This is a genomic window from Halomonas sp. A3H3 (genome assembly GCF_000982975.1).
Classification (GTDB): Bacteria; Pseudomonadota; Gammaproteobacteria; order Pseudomonadales; family Halomonadaceae; genus Vreelandella; species Vreelandella titanicae.
In genome coordinates this window covers 584,996-604,553 of sequence record NZ_HG423343.1, presented here as the reverse complement: position 1 = coordinate 604,553, position 19,558 = coordinate 584,996, and the positions used below count along the sequence as shown (strand labels likewise).

The 19,558-nt window shown below is 53.8% G+C and carries 16 protein-coding genes and 1 pseudogene; 6 read left to right on the top strand and 11 right to left on the bottom strand.

Features of this window, described 5'->3' with window-relative positions:
* Positions 1 to 25: 25 nt before the first annotated feature.
* Positions 26 to 385 (bottom strand): DUF952 domain-containing protein, encoded by a 360-nt coding sequence (locus HALA3H3_RS02525; protein WP_022523636.1) that lies wholly within the window; start codon positions 383 to 385, stop codon positions 26 to 28.
* 232 nt (positions 386 to 617) lie between these two features.
* A pseudogene (locus tag HALA3H3_RS02520) lies at positions 618 to 4,091 on the bottom strand (acyl-[ACP]--phospholipid O-acyltransferase).
* A gap of 159 nt (positions 4,092 to 4,250) precedes the next feature.
* Between HALA3H3_RS02520 and HALA3H3_RS02515 the strand changes: the two are divergent.
* Positions 4,251 to 4,988 carry a helix-turn-helix domain-containing protein gene (locus tag HALA3H3_RS02515; RefSeq protein ID WP_022523633.1) on the top strand — a complete coding sequence of 246 codons (738 nt, stop codon included), beginning with the start codon at positions 4,251 to 4,253 and terminating at the stop codon, positions 4,986 to 4,988.
* Positions 4,989 to 5,027: 39 nt separating this feature from the next.
* Here the strand turns inward: HALA3H3_RS02515 and HALA3H3_RS02510 are convergent, their stop codons facing one another.
* Positions 5,028 to 5,963, bottom strand: coding sequence for a LysR substrate-binding domain-containing protein (locus HALA3H3_RS02510; RefSeq protein WP_022523632.1), 936 nt, complete (start codon positions 5,961 to 5,963; stop codon positions 5,028 to 5,030).
* A gap of 97 nt (positions 5,964 to 6,060) precedes the next feature.
* On the opposite strand from HALA3H3_RS02510, the gene HALA3H3_RS02505 reads away from it, so the two are divergent.
* Together HALA3H3_RS02505 and HALA3H3_RS02500 are read left to right on the top strand one after the other, a co-directional pair.
* Positions 6,061 to 6,990 carry a DMT family transporter gene (locus tag HALA3H3_RS02505; RefSeq protein WP_022523631.1) on the top strand — a complete coding sequence of 310 codons (930 nt, stop codon included), beginning with the start codon at positions 6,061 to 6,063 and terminating at the stop codon, positions 6,988 to 6,990.
* Positions 6,991 to 7,026: 36 nt separating this feature from the next.
* Positions 7,027 to 7,893, top strand: coding sequence for a putative RNA methyltransferase (locus HALA3H3_RS02500; RefSeq protein WP_022523630.1), 867 nt, complete (start codon positions 7,027 to 7,029; stop codon positions 7,891 to 7,893).
* Positions 7,894 to 8,032: 139 nt separating this feature from the next.
* Here the strand turns inward: HALA3H3_RS02500 and HALA3H3_RS02495 are convergent, their stop codons facing one another.
* Together HALA3H3_RS02495 and HALA3H3_RS02490 are read right to left on the bottom strand one after the other, a co-directional pair.
* A complete protein-coding gene (locus HALA3H3_RS02495; RefSeq protein WP_007111402.1) occupies positions 8,033 to 8,239 on the bottom strand; it encodes a cold-shock protein in 207 nt (68 codons plus the stop codon).
* Positions 8,240 to 8,643: 404 nt separating this feature from the next.
* Positions 8,644 to 9,384, bottom strand: a complete 741-nt coding sequence (locus HALA3H3_RS02490; RefSeq protein ID WP_022523629.1) for an SDR family oxidoreductase — start codon at positions 9,382 to 9,384, stop codon at positions 8,644 to 8,646.
* Between the two features lie 210 nt (positions 9,385 to 9,594).
* Between HALA3H3_RS02490 and HALA3H3_RS02485 the strand changes: the two genes are divergently transcribed.
* On the top strand, positions 9,595 to 10,539 hold the full coding sequence (locus HALA3H3_RS02485) for an AraC family transcriptional regulator (RefSeq protein WP_053857117.1): 945 nt from the start codon (positions 9,595 to 9,597) through the stop codon (positions 10,537 to 10,539).
* Between the two features lie 63 nt (positions 10,540 to 10,602).
* On the top strand, positions 10,603 to 11,865 hold the full coding sequence (locus HALA3H3_RS02480) for a dicarboxylate/amino acid:cation symporter (protein ID WP_022523627.1): 1,263 nt from the start codon (positions 10,603 to 10,605) through the stop codon (positions 11,863 to 11,865).
* A gap of 44 nt (positions 11,866 to 11,909) precedes the next feature.
* On the opposite strand, the gene HALA3H3_RS02475 is transcribed toward HALA3H3_RS02480, so the two are convergent.
* The 6 genes from HALA3H3_RS02475 to HALA3H3_RS25915 form a co-directional block, all read right to left on the bottom strand.
* Complete coding sequence (locus tag HALA3H3_RS02475; protein WP_022523626.1) at positions 11,910 to 12,926, bottom strand: proline racemase family protein; 1,017 nt, start codon at positions 12,924 to 12,926, stop codon at positions 11,910 to 11,912.
* A 46-nt stretch (positions 12,927 to 12,972) separates the two neighbouring features.
* Positions 12,973 to 14,253: a TRAP transporter large permease gene (locus tag HALA3H3_RS02470; protein ID WP_022523625.1), complete on the bottom strand. Its 1,281-nt coding sequence runs from the start codon at positions 14,251 to 14,253 to the stop codon at positions 12,973 to 12,975.
* The gene (locus tag HALA3H3_RS02465) at positions 14,250 to 14,747 is read right to left on the bottom strand and encodes a TRAP transporter small permease (RefSeq protein WP_022523624.1); all 498 of its coding nucleotides are present in this window, start codon (positions 14,745 to 14,747) and stop codon (positions 14,250 to 14,252) included. The genes HALA3H3_RS02470 and HALA3H3_RS02465 overlap by 4 nt, the downstream gene beginning before the upstream one ends.
* Positions 14,748 to 14,807: 60 nt before the next feature.
* On the bottom strand, positions 14,808 to 15,794 hold the full coding sequence (locus HALA3H3_RS02460; protein WP_022523623.1) for a TRAP transporter substrate-binding protein: 987 nt from the start codon (positions 15,792 to 15,794) through the stop codon (positions 14,808 to 14,810).
* Positions 15,795 to 15,977: 183 nt separating this feature from the next.
* Positions 15,978 to 16,955, bottom strand: a complete 978-nt coding sequence (locus tag HALA3H3_RS02455; RefSeq protein ID WP_022523622.1) for a GlxA family transcriptional regulator — start codon at positions 16,953 to 16,955, stop codon at positions 15,978 to 15,980.
* A 192-nt stretch (positions 16,956 to 17,147) separates the two neighbouring features.
* The gene (locus HALA3H3_RS25915; RefSeq protein WP_009722289.1) at positions 17,148 to 17,321 is read right to left on the bottom strand and encodes a YqaE/Pmp3 family membrane protein; all 174 of its coding nucleotides are present in this window, start codon (positions 17,319 to 17,321) and stop codon (positions 17,148 to 17,150) included.
* Between the two features lie 154 nt (positions 17,322 to 17,475).
* Between HALA3H3_RS25915 and HALA3H3_RS02450 the strand changes: the two genes are divergently transcribed.
* Positions 17,476 to 19,539 carry a TonB-dependent receptor family protein gene (locus HALA3H3_RS02450; protein ID WP_022523621.1) on the top strand — a complete coding sequence of 688 codons (2,064 nt, stop codon included), beginning with the start codon at positions 17,476 to 17,478 and terminating at the stop codon, positions 19,537 to 19,539.
* The last annotated feature ends 19 nt before the right edge of the window (positions 19,540 to 19,558 follow it).

Here is a 19,558-nt window from a genome sequence, read left to right as displayed (position 1 = left end):
CCTGGGTGCGGTACTTGCTGAGGTACTATGAGAAATCCGGGCTAGAGATTTTCTCCCCACCAAAAAGCCCATCTCGGTAGCTAAGAGGTATGGCGGTGATGATGGCTGCTTGGGGCAGGTTGTCGATATGCGCTCTCGGTTGCAGCCAGGGCTGCTCATCACTGGGTGGCAACCACTCAATACGGTCGTTAAATAGCGCATCATCAATCTCTAACACCAACGGTGCTTCTGCATAGACGAAGTATTTGTTGGCGATAAAAAGAACAGCTTCTTCAACATTCAAATGAACGCAGTCGAGCTTATGATCGTTTCCGCAGCGGGGTACATAGCCAAGTTGCTGAGTTTGATCCCAAATAGTTTTACTAACGACTCTGAATAAGCGCATAAGAGCTCCAGTGGTTTTTTTCCGACTAAGGTAGCCTAAGACCTAAAGTTAACTTGAGGTCAAGTGGCGCTGAAGATGTAATATCAGGTATGAAGTCATGCTGCTGATTGAGCAATGGCTAAGCTAAGCGGCCTGCTGATTTTAGAACTGATTTATTAAGAAGAGCGCGATACTGCACAGCGCACATTGAGTTTGGGCTTTGCTGTACAGTATCTCATTCCAACATCAGCTTTTAATGCTTCAGTTCTTCCTCTATCAGTTCTTTGGCCAAACGTTTCGCCCCTGCAAAGTCCGCTTTTCCAGAGCCAAGGTGAGGGATGGTCTCTACCGTAAACCAATGGCTGGGGATCATCATGGGTGGCGTACCGTTAGCGAGCATAGTGGCCTTGATGGTTTTGGCGTCTAACGCTGTTTCTGAAAGCAGCACAATGCGCTCGCCCTTGCGGCTATCGGGAATACTCACTGCCATCAGCGCGGTGTCTGTATCCTCCAGAGCCGCCTTAACCGCCGTTTCAACGGCACTGAGACTGATCATTTCACCGCCTATTTTGGCAAAGCGAGCGTAGCGGTCAAGCAGGGTTAAGAAGCCATCTTCATCGAGAAAGCCTTTATCCCCTGTTATGTACCAGCGGTGGCCATCGATCACGTGGAGTGCCTTGGCCGTGCGGTTGGGGTCATTGAGATAGCCCTGCATTATTTGCGGGCCGCTAATCAATATCATACCGGCCTCACCGGTCGGCAGCTCTTCAAAGCTGTCAGGGTCGACGATTTTGAAGCTGGTGCCGGGCAAAGGCATACCGACGGTGCCTGCTTTGCTGCCCCGCTGCACCTGTTGATAGTGAACGCCCATGGCGTCGGGCAGATTCACTGAGGCGACTGGGGCGATTTCCGTGGCACCGTAGCCTTCATAAATAGGCTTGTGGAATTTCAGCGCAAAGCTGCTACGCACGTTTTCGTCGAGCTTCTCGGCTCCGGCAACCACCACCCTCAAGCTCTCCAGCATTAACGGATGCACCTTTGAGCTGCGTATAAACAGTCTTAAAAAGCTGGAGGTGCCGAACATGATAGTGGCTTTGTGCTTGGCAATAGCGCCCGCAATGCCGGGGGCATCGGTGGGGTCGGCGTGGCACACCAACGGCAGCCCTTCAATCAGCGGTAGCAGCTGGGTGACCGTAAGGCCAAAGGCGTGGAACAGCGGCAGTGAGCCCATTACAACGTCGTTGCTCTGGGTGTTGAGCACGTCAGAGGTCTGCTTGATATTGGCCATCAGGTTGCGGTGGCTCAACATCACGCCCTTGGGTTCGCCTTCACTTCCGCTGGAGAACAGGATGGCGGCGGTGGCGTCGGCATCGTGGCCGTGGCAGAAGCAGCGCTGTAGCAGCCAAGTCGGCAGTATTCTCACCGCCAGCTAGGTACTCAAGCGTTCGCCACGGCCAATCGTGGCCTGCAGGTCTTCTAAAAAGACCACCTGTTTCTCGCGAAGCAATTGGCTAACGTCGAGCCCGCGTTGCTCAAGCTTCTTCACAAAGCGCTGTGAGGTGAATACGGTAGCGATTTCCGCCTGGGAAAGGGCAGAGGTCAGCGCCTCGTGGTCGGCGGTGTAATTAAGGTTCACTACCGTTTTACCCGCCAGCAGCGTGGCCATATTAGTGATAACCCCGGCGCTGCTAGTTGGTAGCAGTAGGCCTACGTTCTGCCCTGGGTTGAGCTTGCGAAGTCGTTTTGCCATCAGCAGGCTGGCGGTGAGCGCTTGGCTTGCGTTGAGTGGGCGGCCCAGGGTATCAGCTAAGGCAAGGTCGCTAGGACGGCGCTTAACGCTTTGAATCCAGGCGTTAGGCAGGCTCGGGAGCTCGCCCATGGCCCGCTGCCAAGAGCGGGTAGCCTGCTCAAAAATACGCCGTTTAAGCACATCGGCAGAGGTGTCTTTGGGCAGCGGCTTGCCAAAAGCGACCACTACCGAGCGGTGGAATGGCGAATTGCGCAATTCTTTAAGCTTGCTGGATGAGCGGGAGAACTGGCTGCCCCACAGGCCTCGCAGGTAGAAGGGCACAATTTTGACGTCTGGATTTGCCATGTCACAGGCACGCTCGTAACCGCGGCGGAATTCGCCCAGTTGACCAGTGCGGCTGATCGCCCCTTCAGGAAACAGGCACACCACTTCGCCTGCGTTGAGCTGTTCAGCAACACCGGCTAGGGCCTTTTCGGCACCGCTGCCGCGCTCGATGGGAATACACCCCAAGGCTTTGAAGAACCAGCGCAGGTACCAACGCTGGTAAACCGATCTGAGCATGACAAAGCGCACTGGGCGGGGGCTGGCGATTTGTACCATGGCCCAATCCACCCAACTGATATGGTTGCCCAATAGCAGTACGCCGCCCTGGGCGGGCAGGTTCTGCAAGCCATGGACGTCTACACGATAGCGGCGTGTCAGCAGGAAGCTCAACAGAAAGCGCACCAAGCTTTGGGGCAGCTTAACAATGGTGTAACCACCGCCCACCATGGCCACGGTAGCGATCAGTAGCAGCAGGTAGTGGCTATTCACTCCCGCCAACGCGAACAGCGCCGTGAGCACCAAAAAGCCCATCATGGCGATGTTTTGAATCCAGTTGTTGGCGGCCAGTACGGTGCCTAGCTCGTTGTCGGCGGCGTGAAACTGAATCAGCGCATTGAGCGGCACGATGAACAGCCCACCCATGATGCCGATGAACACAAAGTTCAGCGCTTGGCCAACGGGTGTGGTCAACAGCGGCAAGCACCATAAACCCACGGCCACCCCAATAGCGCCTACGGGGATCAAGCCGGTTTCAATACGGTTGTGGGAAAGTTTGCTGGCGAATAGCGAGCCAAGCGCAATTCCGATGCCGCTAGCGGCGAGAATTCCCTGAAGCACTAAGGTGTTATCGATACTCAGGGCATCTTTGGCATAAGCAGGAAAGGCCGCCAGCAGCACTTGGCCCACTGACCAAAAGGTGGCAAGGCCGATAATGGAGAGCCTGATGACAGGCTGGCGAGCGATAATTCTCAGGTTGTCTTTCAAGGCAGCACCCTTGATGTAGCGCTGCCAGGTCAGCGGCGACTCTGAACGATTGGATGCATCAAGCGGAAGGCGGTAAAGCGTTACGACCTGGATGGCGCTATTGAGCACCAGCAGCCAGCCCAGAGGGGCTATTTGGCGCAACAGCTGTGCTGGGGTTTGATCATCAGGGGTAATCCAGGTTTCAAACAGAGCGGTAAACGCCACGGTGCCCGCTAGAATGGCGCCAATCGTAACGGCCTGGATCAGCCCGTTGGCTTCCGCCAAACGCGGCTTGCCGAATAGCCCTTTTACCAGGCCGTATTTGGCCGGTGAGTAAAAGGCCGATTGAATCGCCAGCAGCAGCGTCATGGAAAATGCCAACCAGAACCAGCCCTGGTAGTAAGCGGCGGTGATGCCCAGTGAGACCACGACGGCGGCCCAGGCCGATGTGCGCAGAACACGTACCTTGGGATAGCTGTCAGCCACATGGCCCGCCGGGCTGAACAGTAAAATAAACGGCAGCAGGATAAGTCCGTTGACCAGTGCGGTGAGTACGACCTGTGCTTCGCCATCGTAACTTTTGAAGATCGTGTTCTGAATGACGATCTTGTGGCCTAGATCCACAAAGGCATTGAGAAAAATAGCGATCAAATAGGGCAAAGCGCCCTTCAAGTGCAGTAGTCGGTGCATCGTTGTTTAGCCTTCTTAATCCCTGGAAGTCGTAGCACTTTCTCTGTGAGGCTTACTGGTTGCAACTCATTTGCACAAAGTTGTGTTATGGGTGCTGGTCGGTATCGTTATTTGCTACTTTTATGTTGTCTGTTCTTTCATTTCACTGATGAGATTTCAATGTCCCAAGCCGATTCGCTGATTGAAACGCTAAAGCGCCAGCTCCGCGCTCAGGGTAAAACCTATGCCGATGTTGCTCAGTGGTTGGCACTGAGCGAGGCCTCCGTGAAGCGCCTGTTCGCAGAGAAGCACTTTACGCTATCGCGGTTAGAGTGCATCTGCGACCAGCTAAATATCGAATTCGCTGAACTGGTGCAGACCATGCAAGCGGACGAGCAGCGTTTGCAGGAGCTAACCCATGGCCAAGAGCAGAGTATTGTGGATGACCGTGAGCTGTTTCTGGTGGCTGTCTGCGTCATCAATGGCTATAGCTTCGACGAAATTCATCACCAGTACCAGCTCAGTGAAGCAGAATGTATCCGGCAGTTACTGAAGCTTGAGCGGCTTAAGCTTGTAGAGCTACTTCCCGATAACCGGATCCGACGGCGGGTCGCTGCTAATTTCCGCTGGCGGGCGGATGGGCCGATACAGCGTTTCTTTCAACAGCATATCGCCAACGAGTTTTTCCGTTCCCGTTTTGATAGTGACAGCGAAAAACTCATTGTCCTTAACGGACTATTATCCCCTGCGGGAAATGCTGAATGGCAGCAGACCATGCAACGCTTGGCGAAAGAGTTTCATGCGCTATGCGAACGAGAGAGTGGGCTACCCATTCATCAGCGGTTTGGCACGACCTCGGTGCTGGCGGTACGGCAGTGGCAGTATGGGCTGTTCCAAGGCTATAAGCGTGAGGGTTAAGTAAGAAGGTAGATGAAATAAAGGTTGAGACTGCCACCGCTATAGTGATGTATCACGAAAGCTGGCAGCTTCGTGCTCAAGCCACTCCGTGAATCGAGCTACCGCCGGTGGCGCTTCTCCATTACTAGGTAGAATCAGTTCGTAGGCGAACGGAGAAACGAGTGGATAGTGTTCCGCGAAGGGGCGTACCAAAACACCGCTCGCTAGCCGGTCAGCCACCAATGGGTAGCTGGCGAGTACCACGCCTTGCCCGGCAATGGCCTGATCGAGAGCCAAGCTGTAAAGCGAGTATTGCCGCTGGTTGGGCATCTTGGTTAGCGCTACCCCAGCGCTTTTAAACCAATCGCTCCAGCTTGGAATGGGGTGGCCTGCGTGGCTGCACCAATCCACGGTGAGCAGTGTCTGTGCCAGCAAATCGTCGGGGGTTTGCATGTTTGCCTGCGCTAATAGAGAGGGCGAACAAACCGGAAATAACGTGTCTTCAAACAGGCGTAGGCTGGTGACACCGGGCCAAGGGCCCTGGCCATAGCGCAATGATAAGCGTGCCCTGTTGGGCAACCACAGCGGTGGCGTTAAGCGCGCCTCGGCATCCAGAGAGATTTCTATTTGCCGTTCATTAGCTTCAAAGCGGGGTAAGCGGGGGAGTAGCCAGAGTTGTAGAAAGGAGGGCGGTGCACTCAGTAACAATCGAAAAGCCTCTTCTGAGCGCTCGGTGACGTTCTGTATGCCGCTTGCGATGCGCAAAAGGCCTGCCTGCACATCTTCAGCCAGTACCCGGCCTGCTTCGGTAACGCATACCCCATTGGCATGACGCTCAAACAGCACCACGCCTAAGTGGCCTTCCAACTGTTTGACCTGTCGGCTAACGGCGCCAGGCGTCACCCCGAGGCGATAAGCGGCGGCTTTGAAGCTATTTTCTCGCACGGCCTCGGCAAACGCGCGCAATGCATTCAGCGGTAGCCTTTCTATTCTCATAGCGTGAGTTTTCCTAAGCCTAGGGCCGATAAGTAATCGTTTGTATGCAATGACGCTTACTGCTGCAATGGGCACCTATATGTTATAGGAGCCCGCAATGAGTAATCAAAGAATAGCCTCCACCAACCACACTGTCTGCATGGTTGGTCGATCGCAGCGAAAGTCAGTGGACGCAGCGGCAGCATCGTTGATGCTGCTATTTTGCCTAGTGTTGGGTTTTCAGCAGGTGGCGATCAAGGGTGTGGCTGAGGATATCTCACCCGTGGTGCAGATGGCCCTGCGCTCGGCTTTGGCGGTGTGTCTGGTCGGCGGGCTGGCTTATTGGCGCGGTATTCGCTGGGCGGATGTGGGGTATCATTGGGGCCCTGGGTTGCTGGTGGGCCTGGGATTTGCGGCTGAGTTCGCTTTTATCGCCTGGGGATTAACCTATACCTTGGCGTCCCACATGTCGGTGTTTCTGTATACTGCGCCCATCTTCGCTGCCCTGGGTTTGCATCTTTGGGTACCTGGCGAGCAGCTCTCCATTCGCCAGTGGTGGGGCGTTGGCTTGGCATTTCTGGGAATGGTGGTTGCCATGGCGCCAAGCGGTGCTTACAGCACCGAGATTCTTATTGGGGATACGCTGGGCTTGCTCGCTGGCCTCTCATGGGCGGCCACGACCGTCGTGATCCGCAAGACTTCGCTTTCTGAGGCGCCAGCAGAGCTCACTCTGAGCTATCAACTGAGCGTGACGGCGTTGTTGCTCCTGCCGGTGGCGGCTATATCCGGGCAGCTAATGAGCGCGCAGTTTACCCCAATGGCGTTAGCCAGCCTTGGTTTTCAGACGCTGATCATTTCGTTTGCTGCGCTGCTGTTATGGTTTACCTTGCTGCGCCGCTACCGCGCTTCGCAGTTAGGCGTGTTTTCTTTCTTGGCGCCGCTTTTCGGTATTCTGTTTGGTACACTGCTGCTCAATGAGCCGCTGAGTATTAATTTTATAATTGGCGGTGGCGTTATTTTAGTTGGCATCATTCTGGTGACTCGCTAAACGCATGCACCCATCTACCTTTGCGAAGACACCGATATGAGCATCACCCCTTTTCAAGCACTGGCGTGCCCGCTAGACGGAAAACCACTCAGTTGGTCGGATAGTGTTTGGCGATGCTCTGATGGTCACAGCTTTGATATTGCTAAGCAGGGCTACGTTAATTTACTACCTGTGCAGCAAAAGCGTTCCCACGATCCGGGTGATAGCAAGGCGATGGTAGCTGCTCGCCAGCGTTTTCTTAACGCGGGGTACTATCAACCCATTGCGGAGGCAGTCAGTCATGCTGTGTTGGGCCATGCCGAGGTTCAAAAGGCAGACAGACTGCCTTTTAGCTGCCTGGATGCGGGCTGCGGTGAAGGTTATTACCTTCGCCAATTAGCTGACGCGGCGACTAACGCGCAGCCACTTTCACTGATGGGGCTGGATATCTCTAAATGGGCGGTATTGGCCGCAGCAAAACAGGATGCTAAGCAGGCACCGCTAAGCAGCTGGGTCGTGGGGAGTAATGCACACTTGCCGGTGCAGACGGGAACGTTGGATAGCGTGCTGTGTATGTTTGGCTTTCCAGTGGTAAGCGAGTTTGCTCGTGTGTTGAAAACCGGTGGCGTACTACTGCAGGTTGAAGCGGGGCCTAATCACTTGAGGGAGCTGCGGGAGATTATCTACCCCACGTTAAAAGCTGAGCGTGTGAGTGAGACGGTAGTGCCCGATGGCTTTATTCACCATGGCAGCGAGAGGGTAAGCTACTCAATTGCACTAAACGGAAGTGAGGAAATTGCCGATCTGTTGGCGATGACGCCGCATCTTTACCGAACTAGCTCTGAGGGGCGTGATCGCGCAGCGGCACTTGAGGTGCTGGTGGTGACGGTGGATGTGCGAATAGTGATGTACATGCGAATATAGAAGGGTAGTGCAAACGCAGCTTCCCTTTAGTCTGCTCTAAACGCGCAGTTTTAATATGCCCAAACGCAACAAGGCCCGCATAAGCGGGCCTTGTTATCCGAACCTTAGAAGGTTCGAGCAAATTCTTAAGCGCTAGGGCTTAGGAAATTTGCTTGATGTTTGAAGCTTGGAGGCCTTTCTTACCCTGGGTAACGTCAAAAGAAACGTTAGCGCCTTCTTGCAGGGTTTTGAAGCCGTCTGCTTGAATTTCAGAGAAATGGGCAAACAGGTCATCGCCGCCGTCAGAAGGAGCAATAAAACCGAAGCCTTTAGTATCGTTGAACCACTTAACTGTGCCAGTAGACATAGTAAAAATCCTTTCGCGCAAAGCGCTTTGTAAAGTTCCTGGTATCACCCAGATTAATAGCGGATAAAACAAGGAATACAATTACAGTCTTGCCGAAAGATTTTGTACACGTCTATCTCGTACATTTCTAAATCTTTTTCGTACACTTCTGAAACCATGCTTGCTTGCTAACCAACTGGCGCTACATTGTCATGAATTGTAGCGCGTGTCAAAGCCTTTCTGGATTGTCTTGCCTATGGGGCGCAGTGAGAGCCTCTATTAGAGGTGGTCGCTGGAAAATAGTGATAATGCCAGCGACCATCAGGGCACGTTTCCAGTAAATGGGAAGCTTGTTTTCTTACATGAATATCGCTCGTGCTAATGTTTACGTTTGGCCAAAAGCTCGGACAGCACCTGACGCGCAGTTAGTGACTCGCCGTAGGCCGTACGACTATATCGCTGGTATCCACGTCATCGGGCTGGTTGATGGCATGCGCAATGGCGGAGGCGATCGCTTCGGGCTTGAGGGCAATTTGGCGGAAAAGGTCGATTGCCTTTGCGGTTTCAGAGTCGGTGATGGTATTGGCCAGCTCTGATTCCACTACCCCGGGGTAGACACAGGTCACGCGTATCTTGTCGGTTTCCTGACGTAGCCCATCGGAAATAGCGCGCACCGCATATTTAGTGGCGCAATAGACTGCTGCGGTGGGCATAACAGTGAGGCCACCGATGGAGGAGATGTTGATCACCTGGCCACTTTCCTGGGCCTGCATAGTAGGCAGAACAGCGGCGATACCATTGAGTACACCGCGAATGTTGACATCAATCATACGATTCCACTCATCTACCTTAAGTGCTGCTAACGGTGATAGCGGCATAACGCCTGCGTTGTTGACGATCACATCTATGCGGCCGTGGGTTTTGATCGCGAAATCCGCAAACGCCTGCATGTCTTTAAGGTCGGTGACATCCAGCGCCTGGAAATCCACGCTGCCGCCCTCTTCGCGAAGGGAGTGGGTCAATGCTTCCAACCGATCAGTTCGGCGTGCGCCAATAATCAAACGGTGCCCTTGACCTGCAAGCCAGCGAGCAGTGGCTTCACCGATGCCGCTGCTGGCACCGGTCAGTAAAACGACTTTGGAAGATGGGGTTGTTAAAGCAGTCATTGGATAATCCTAAGGGTGGTGGGTACCCAGAGAAGATTAAGCTGCTGCGGCTGGCATCTGTATAGGCGATCCTATTGCATGCTTGCCTAATCCTATTTGTTTGTTAAAGGTGGGCGGCGAGGCAAGCAACACAGCATGTATATTGCTCTTATGGTGTTATTGGCTCTTAGGGTTGATTCAGGTGCGGCACGCATGACCAAGGTGGTTAACATGACACTGAAGAGCGATTCTGTGGTTTACAGCAATATCGTCGAATGCTTATACCAACTCGCACCACACGAGGGGTATACCCAGTCGCTATTGGACGGCGTACGCTTTATGCGTTCCAATCGCCCGCTTAAAAACACCTCTGTGCTCTACGAGCCGAGTATCGTCATCATCTGCCAAGGCCGAAAGCGTGGCTATTTGGGAGATGAGGTGTATATCTACGATGCGCAGCGCTATTTGGTGCTATCAGTGCCCTTGCCGTTTACTTCGGAAACAGAAGCCAGCCCTGACGAGCCAATGCTGGGCATTGCTATCCGCCTGGATGCGGTGGTAATCGCCGAATTGGTGACGATGTTGGAGGCGTCAGGCGAGCATGGGTTTGAGGCGCCGCGCGGCATGCTTTCAAGCCCGCTGGAAGAGCCGTTGGCAGATGCGACATTACGTTTATTGAGTGCGCTTACCTCACCAACGGATGCGCATATTCTCGCCCCTTTTATTGTCAGGGAGATCTGCTATCGGGTATTGACGGGAGAGCAGGGCGGCAGTGTTCGAACAGCGCTCTCCCATTATGGGCAATTTGGTAAAATTGCTAAGGCGCTCAATCGTATTCATGCTAACTATGCCGATGCGCTGGAAGTAGCAAGCCTGGCGAATGAAGCTGGCATGAGTGCGCCAGCCTTTCACGTACACTTTAAGGCGGTCACCCAGACCTCACCTCTCCAGTACATTAAATCCACCCGCTTGCACCATGCACGGCTGTTAATGATACGTGATGGGTTGACGGCTGCCGCAGCCGCTAGCCGAGTGGGCTATGAAAGCCCCTCTCAGTTTAGTCGTGAATTCAAGCGCTTCTTTGGCCGCCCACCAGCGGAGGAGGTGCGCACCATGAAGGCAAGCCTTGATTTATTGCCGCCTACTCACCTGGTAGATATCGCTGTGCCACACTAATAGAGTGTGATGTACGCTTATCAAATTAGACCTACCAACTTCTTCAAATCTGTAGGGACGCAAATGACTCGTATATGGAAGGCCTATGCTCAGGCATCGTTGATTTTACGCGTCACTGTTGCGCTTGTTCTGGGCGTTGTCGTTGGGCTTATTGGTGGTGAGACAGTGGCTGCCTGGCTAGCGCCGCTGGGTGACCTGCTGCTACGGCTGCTTACTTTTCTGATTGTCCCCATTGTACTGTTTACGCTGATGGTGGGGGTGAATCAGTCCCGGGAGGGAAGAGCTGGCCGCGTGGGCGGCAAGGTGTTTGGTTACTACCTTACCTCTTCAGCGCTGGCGATCATGGTGGGCTTAGCGGTTGCCACGTTGTTTAGCCCCGGCAGCGGTATGACGTTGGATGAGAGTGCCAGTTTCTCGGTGCCCGAGAATCCAGGCGTTGTCGATACGCTGCTGAATATAGTGCCGGATAATATTATTGGTGCGTTTGCTGAACTCAACATGTTGGGCATTATTTTTACGGCGCTGGTGTTTGGCATCGCGCTGCTAAAAATGCGCCAGTCGGAGCGCCAACATGCCATGGGTGAGCGTCTTTATGAGGTGATTGAAGCGCTAAACGAGGTCACTCTAAAAGTGATGTCGGGGGTATTGCACTATGTGCCCATCGGCGTGTTTGCGATTGTCGCCGAAACGGTGAGTCAGCAGGGGTTGGCAACGCTGCTCTCATTGGGCGATATGGTGGTTGTGCTTTATATCGCCCTGGCAACCCAACTGCTGATTTATTGCGGCATCATGCGGCTGTTTGGCGTGAAGCTGCGCACCTTTTTTCGCGAAGCCCGTACGCCCATGGCCACGGCGTTTGCCACCCAGAGTAGCTCGGGTACGTTACCGCTAACGGTTAATGCTGCCCACCGCTTAGGAATTCCCAAAAGCATCTATGGTTTTAGTCTGCCGTTAGGGGCTACTTTAAATATGGATGGAGCGGCGATTCGTATCGCCATCTCGGCGGTGTTTGCCGCCAACGTGATTGGTGCACCGCTGGATTTCATCAGCATGGTGCAAATAGTGTTGATCGGCACGCTAGTGTCAGTGGGCACAGCAGGGGTGCCGGGGGCCGGTATCATAATGATCGCCACGGTGTTTGCCCAGGTGGGCCTGCCAATTGAAACCGTCGCGTTGCTCACCGCTATCGATGCTCTGGTGGGAATGGGGTGTACGGCGCTGAACGTGACAGGCGACTTGGTCGGCACCTCCGTGATAGCCCGTAGTGAAGGCGAGGAGTTGCAAGAGGAGCCCGTCGAGGACGCGGGGTTGGCAGTAAAAGGGTAGTGTGTTTATCTCCCCCCTGAGAACGACTTAGGGGGGAGATCGCGTTAACCAATCATAAAGCCGCGACCCACGGGGTCTCTCTCATCAATCAGCCATTTGGCATAACCGATCAGTTCAGCGGTACCTTGCACGCTTGGACGAATGGCAGAATAACCACCAATTTCGGTTTTACCCAATATTTTGCCAGTGAAACGGCCGCTTCCCAGCAGGCCTTCCGAGTAAATTTCCTTGTTCTCTTCCAGCTCATTTCGTGCGTGAAACATAGCCATCATGGCGCTGGTTCCAGTGCCACCAGGCGAGCGATCCAGCTTGCCGCCTGAGAACACATGGACGTTGCGGTAAAGTGAATCTGGCTGCGTTCCCTCATGCCAGAACGTAACGAAATTCAGGCCATTGATGTGAGCATGTACGGGGTGACGAATCGTCATACGTTTATTCAATTCTGCCTTGACCGCCTCTCCCGCCATCGAAAAATAACTGCCATTTTCGGGGCAGATGGGTTGCTTGTCAGATGGAATGCGAATGATAGCGAAGAAGTTGCCACCAAATACCAGGTCAGCCTTTAGTGTACCCAGCCCCGGAACGTCAACAGGAATGTCCTGCTCCATCACGAAGGCGGGCACATTTTCAAAGCGAGTCCAATGCACTTTGTCGGCATCGGCTTTGACCTCCGAGACGACGGTGCCAGCGGTAGTTTCAAAACGGATGCGTGTCATGCCGTCTTCTTGTGCTGGGGGCGCCAAGCGGTGAGAAACCATCGCCATGGAAAGGGCTATGGTGCCGTGACCACACATGTCGACGAACTGTTCGCCATCCATCCATAGCATGCCAGCGTCATGATGCTCATCGGAAGGTGGGGTTAGAAAAACACCAAACATGTGCTGGTGGCCGCGGGGCTCACGCATCAGGCTAGTGCGGACATGGTCGTGATGCTCTTTCAAATAAGCGCGTTTGGATAGAATGTTGCTGCCATACGGGTAGGGAATGCCAGCATGCACGATGCAGGTTGGCTCGCCTTCCGTATGGGTATAGATAACGTCAAGGAACTGTTGGTTTTTCATGGTTGCTTCTTCCTGTGGGCTGTGCGGTTGGGTTATTAGTGTTGGGTTAAAGACCAAACCAGCGAGGTACGCTCATGACCATGCCAGCAGGCCAGACAATCACGGCGAGCAGCACCGCCAGCATCACGGCAATGAACGGTAGGTTGGCGTAGGTAATGCGGATGATATCGACACGTGAAATCACGCTCGTAATAAACAAGGCGGCCCCGACCGGTGGCGTCTGCTGGCCAATACCCCAGCAAAGAATGACCACCATGGCGAACTGGAGAGGGTCTATGCCTAGCAACTGAACACTGGGCAGGAACAGTGGCACCACTATGAACATCATCGCGATGCCATCGAGGAAGGTACCGGCAATAATCAAGACGATGCTCAAAATCAGTAGAAAGCCGATGGGGCCCATATCCAGAGCTGCGATCGGCCCGAGAACTAGCTGCCCGAGACTTTGGTAAGTGAAGGTGTAGCCGAGTGTATGTGCCGCTGCCGTCACAAACATGACCGCACCGGTCAACACGGCACTCTCAACCAGGGCACGATAAAGCGCACGTAGTGAAAGCGAACGATAAAGCACCATGCCAGCGAAGATGCCATAAGCGACTGCCACGGCGGAGGCTTCGGTTGGTGTGAAAATGCCGCCGAGGATACCGCCGAGGATGATGACTGGCATTAGCAGGGCCGGGAATGCACTGACCAAGCTATTGCCCAGTTGCCTGAGCGAAAATGCAGCTTCGATAGGATATTGGCGTTTCACCGATATCCACCACGCCATCAGCATGAGTCCTATGGCAATGAGTAGCCCTGAGACTAGACCGGCAGCAAATAACGCCCCTGTCGAAAGTCCCATATAGGCACTCAATAACACCATGGGCACGCTGGGAGGAATGATGATGCCAATAGTGGAGGAGGAGGCAGTCACGGCGGCAGTAAAGGGTGCGGAGTAACCCCGTTTGACCATCTGGGGGATCATCACACCGCCCACAGCGGCCGTATCTGACATGGAGGTGCCGCTCATGCCTGCAAAGAACATGGAGGTCAAGATATTGACCGCCGCCAGCCCACCCCGTATGGCCCCCACCATGGAACGAGCCAGATCGACAAGCCGTGCTGAAATACCGCTGTGGTTCATTATCTGGCCCGCTAGAATGAACAGCGGAACAGCCAATAGCGGAAAGGACTCGGTACCTCGGTATAGGCGCTGTACCAGCACGAGCATATCGACACCGGAAAAAGCGAGTACGCCGATAGAAACAAGTGTCAAGGCGAAGGCGATTGGCATGGCCAGCCCAATCAGAGCCAGAAGTGCAAGTAGTATGACGAGTAGAATCATAGCTCTGACTCCTCCAGAGCGGCTCTTCGAGCGGCTTCATAGGGCGGTATCTTTGCCTTGGCGGCAACGACACACTGGCGAACCAATTCCAGCAACATGCCCGCGCCGGAGATAGGCACGGCGGAGTAGAAAAGCCACTGAGGTGCACCTAGCATCAGCGTTGTACGGTTGGAAAAGGTGAGTGTTTGTTCCAAGCCCCACACGATCATGATGACGCAGACCAGCCCTATCAGTGTCTGGTTGATAAAGAACAATACCCATTGACCGCGATAGGGAAGTAAGGCAGCGATAACATCAATACGTAGGTGAGCGCCTTGCCTGAGTGCCAGATAACCGCAGAAAAAGGTAATGTAGACCAGCAGACCCACTAAGACTTCGGCGCTCCACGATAGCGAGGCATTCAGGATGTAGCGCGCAGCCACTGCCGCTATTGCCAGGAGAGTAATGGCAGCCAACAGCAGTGCCGCGACCGCTTCAAAAAAACGATCAAGCATGGTAGTGCTCCCGGGAGTAGCGACGGGCAGGAAGTGCCCGCCGGGAAGTGTGCTCTGTCGTTAGGGGAGGTCGGCGATGCGTTGCACCATGTCACGTGCCTCTTGTGACAGTCCTTCGGTAAAGGAGTCCCATAGAGGTTGAGAGGCTGCTATGAAGGCGTCAGTGTCTACCTCGTTCACTTCCATGCCGTTCTCTTTTACAAGCTCCACGACGCTCTGATCCGCTTGTTCTCCAAAGTTAACCGTTGCCTCGAAGGCCTGTTCGCCACCCTCGAGTAGAGCTTGCTGAACGCTGGCATCAAGATCCTGGAAACGTGACTCGTTCATCAGCAGGAAGCCGACGGTGTAAACATGCCCAGAGAGTGAAAGGTAATCCTGTACTTCGTAAAAGCGGCTGGCCTCTACTTCGACGAGAGGATTTTCTTGGCCATCGAAGACACCGGTCTGAAGGGCGGAGTAAAGTTCTGGATAAGGCAGCGGGGAAGCGTTAGCGCCATAGGCATTAAACATCTCGACACGCTGGCGGCTGCCAGGGGTACGGATTCTTAACCCGTCAAGATCCTCAGGTTTTTCAATGGCATGACTATTGTTGGTAATATGACGGAAACCTCCTTCATAAAAACCGATAACACGGTAGCCTTGCTTTTGAAGCTTGTCTTTTAATTCTTGACCGATTTCACCGCTCAGGACATTGCTCACATGCTCCCTGTCTCGAAATAGATAGGGAAGTGAAAGAATACCCATATCTTCATCAATGGTAGTAATCGGCGTTTCAATAGTGGCGATATCTAACAAGCGTGTATCTATTGCTTCTATATTGCTGACTTGATCGCCAAGTGAACCAGAATGAAAAAGTTTTATGTCGGCACTGTTATTGGTCGCTTCTGCCACGTGTGCGGCTAGGGCATTCAACCCCGCCATCTGGATGCCTTGCTGGCTTCCAATGGTCGCCGCTCGAAGCTCTAGCTCGGCGGCTGCTACCTGGCCTGCCAAACCGAGCCCTAGGGCGAAGGAAGCAATATATCGTACGGAGGAAAGTGCTTTCATGGTGACGCTCCGGAGGTTGTTTCTGCGGGAGTCATGTCACGGACCTTTACGATCACGTGTCTCTAGAGTAGGTCTGCGCCACCATGATTTATAGAATAAAAGAGACAGAAAATTGAATTTTTTGGACGGATTGCGCACGTAGTAACTGTTTGAAAATCATGACAGCAGGCGGCTAACGAAGAGCTACAAACGTTTTTCCTGTCTGCGTGACTGGCCTGGGCTACAAGCGAAATGCGCATGAAAGTCTCGGGCGAGATGAGCGGCATCGGAGAAACCGCAGTCAGCGGCAATATCGGCAATTGAGCTGTCGGTATGGTGGAGTAGCCAGTCTGCATAGCGCAGGCGCATGATTTTGAAGTAGCGCATAGGTGTGATTCCCAGTTCTTGACGAAAGAGTCGATCAAGCTGTCGGGGGCTTAAATTGATCCGCTTGGCCAGGTCACAAGCACTTAGACGGGTATTCAGCGATTGCTCCATGGTGAGTACGGCTACCCGGACTCGCTCATCGCGAATTTCATGGATGGCTTCAAAAAAGTGTGTTTGTGGAGAGTTGGACGTACGCATGCCGTTTAAGATCATGTGACGAACCGCCTGCTGGGCCTTCTCGGGGCCACATGTGCGATGAATCAGGTGCAGGGCCATATCCGTTGCACCTGACGAGCCTGCACAAGTGATTACCCTGGCGGATTCCAGAAATATTCGATCGGGAGTGGCATCGATTTTGGGAAACTGTTGGCGAAAATCATTGATTACGTTCCAGTGCACACATACCCGTTGGCCTCTCAGCAGGCCTGCACGGGCAATGGCAAATGTGCCAGTACATACACCGACAAGTTTCACTCCTTTGCTATGCGCTTCCTTGAGATATTGACTCAGTGCCTGATCTTCGTGGGGATTGAGATAGTCATTACCACCACAAACGGCAATATGAGTGAATTCACCCGGTTCACGATATGGTGTTTGTGGGTGGGCCTCCAAGCCGCAGCTGGAGGTGATTGGGCCGGGCCCCATGATCTGCCAGCTACAGTGGATTTGCCTGCTTCGGCCACCCTTGTCGGCAGCCAAGCGCAATGAATCGATGAACCCTGCAAAGGCATTCATGGTAAATAGCGGGAGTAGGATAAATCCGACGCGCAGAGGCGGTTGATGGCCCAATGGCATAGGGGCGAGGCTCTTGATGGTGAGTGGGCACGACTCCTTAGAGTATGCCCTGAGCCAGCCTAAGGTGCCATGGCCGGACTTTACGCATATCCATACGCATAGTAGTCATCGATAACGATCCCATTTGAACCCAAACAGGCGCCCCTACATAGAGACGCCTGTTTAGTTAAAGCAATCTACTGCTCTCGGGTATCAGTGCTTCAATATCACATAAAACGCATGAATAATGCCCGGTACGAAGCCAAATAGCGTTAGAATAATATTCAGCCAGAAATGCCCTTTAAAACCGACCTCAAAAAATACGCCGAGTGGGGGAAGTATTACGGCAAAAATCATCTTGATTGGATCAGTCGCTGTAAACGCCATGAAGCCTCCTTTGCTTTCATTGGTGTAACTTGTACAAGTGTAGGCACGATCAACTTATTTATCCATGCCTTGGCTAATTTCCTATGACTGGCCAAGTAGGCAATCGTTCAATTCCGCCATTTATTTCCGCTCTACGCTGTTTGGGAGGGACTCCGTGTTCATCAAAGTGCCATTAAAAGTAACCACCACGTCTTTTTGTTTATTAAGCTGTCTTGGCGCAGGCCAAAGCTGGGCGCAAGAGAGCCCGACAACTGACAACACGCTGGCCACACTTCAAGTGACGGCGCCACGACTATCGCGAGAGCTTTACGCCACGCCCGCTGCGGTTTCAACGCTCGACCGTGAGGCGATTGCTCAGGGGCAGCAGCGCACACGGCTGGATGAGGCGTTAGTGCGCGTGCCTGGCATGTTTTTGCAAAACCGCGATAACTTTGCCCAAGGCCAGCGAATCTCCATTCGCGGCTTCGGCGCTCGGGCGCCGTTTGGCGTTCGCGGTATTACCGTGATGGTGGATGGCATTCCGTATACGTTACCCGATGGTCAGGCACAGTTAGATGCCATTGATCTGGACAGCGCTGAGCGCATTGAAGTTATCCGCGGGCCCTCTTCGGTACTTTACGGCAACGCAGCGGGTGGGGTAATTGATGTGACCACCGCCGATGGTCGCGATAACCCTGGCTCAAGCGTGCGCACCGAGGTGGGCAGTGATGGCTACCGTAAGGCAGTCGTACAAACCGGTGGAGCCCAGGGTGATTGGTCGCACCACGTCAGCTTCTCGGCACTCAATGTGGATGGTTATCGGGAGCAGAGCTCTACGGAGAAATACCTGCTGAATGCCAAACTGCGCCGAGAGTTAGGCAGTGATCGGGCGTTAACCGCGATTATCAACCTGCTTGACAATCCCCGTTCCGAAGACCCTGGCGCGCTGAACGCGCGTGAAGTGGCCAGTGGTCGTGATCAAGCAGCGCCGAACTCATTGGCATTGGATGCAGGGCAGAACGTAGATCAGCAGCTTCTTGGCTTACAGTACGAAGATTTATCCGCCGGCCCTGGTGAGTTCTATTTAAAAGGCTTTGTTGCGCAGCGTGATTTTGAGCAGCAGCTACCCTACGTGGGCGATAGCCGTATCGGCTACCAGCGTGATTATCTGGGCGCGAGTGCTGAGTATCATCATGAAGTCAGCTTGGGCAGCCTGCCGCTGAGCTATATCACCGGTGTCGATGTGGCGCGTCAAGACGACGAGCGCTTTCGTAATGCGGTAAATGGCCAAGGTGTGGTCGGCGAGCAGTTGGCGGAAGAGACCCAAACGGCGACCTCCGCTGGGGTATTTGCCCAGGGCGATTTAGCGCTGACCGAGCAGGTAACGCTCTCGCTTGGCGCACGCTTTGACCGAGTGGAGCTAGAAGTAGATGATCGCTATCAGGACGATGGCGATCAAAGCGGTGACCAGACCTTCAATGAGTGGAGCGGTTCGGCGGGGTTAAGTTACCGTTATCGTCCGCAGCATCAAGCCTATATCAATACCGGTACGGCGTTTGAAACGCCTACGTTCTCCGAGTTTGCCAATCCGGCGGGCGGTGGTTTTAACCCGTCGGTGTCGCCGCAAAAAGCCTGGAATCGTGAAGTGGGGCTGCGGGGCTACGTTGAACCACTGGCCATGGATTACGATCTGGCGCTATTTTCGGTGCGCGTGCGTGACGAGCTCGTGCCGTATGATGACGGCGGTCGCACCTTCTACCAAAACGCAGGCGACACCGACCGCGACGGTATCGAGCTGGCGCTGGGCTGGCAGTTGGCCGACCAATGGCGGTTGAATAGCGCCGTTACGCTGGCGAGCTATGAGTTTGATCAATTTGCTACACCAACTGAAAGCTTTGGCGGGAATCGCATTCCTGGCCTGCCCGAGCAAACCTGGGTCAATCAACTCACTTGGCAGGGTCTGGATGAGCGCTTTGCCACGCTGGAAACCCAGTACGTGGGCGATATGGTGGCGGACAACGCCAATGAGACAGAAGTCGATAGCTACTGGCTAGTGAACCTGCGGGTGGGTGATGGTTGGCAGTTGGGAAGCGATACACGGCTAAATGCGTATGTGGGCGTGCGCAATCTCTTAGATGAAGAGCACTACGCCAACGTGCGCTTGAACGGCACCTTTGGTCGCTTCTATGAACCTGCTCCGGGGCGCAGTGTGTATGGCGGTTTAGAAGTACGCTTTTAAGTCGAAATACTGCAAGTAA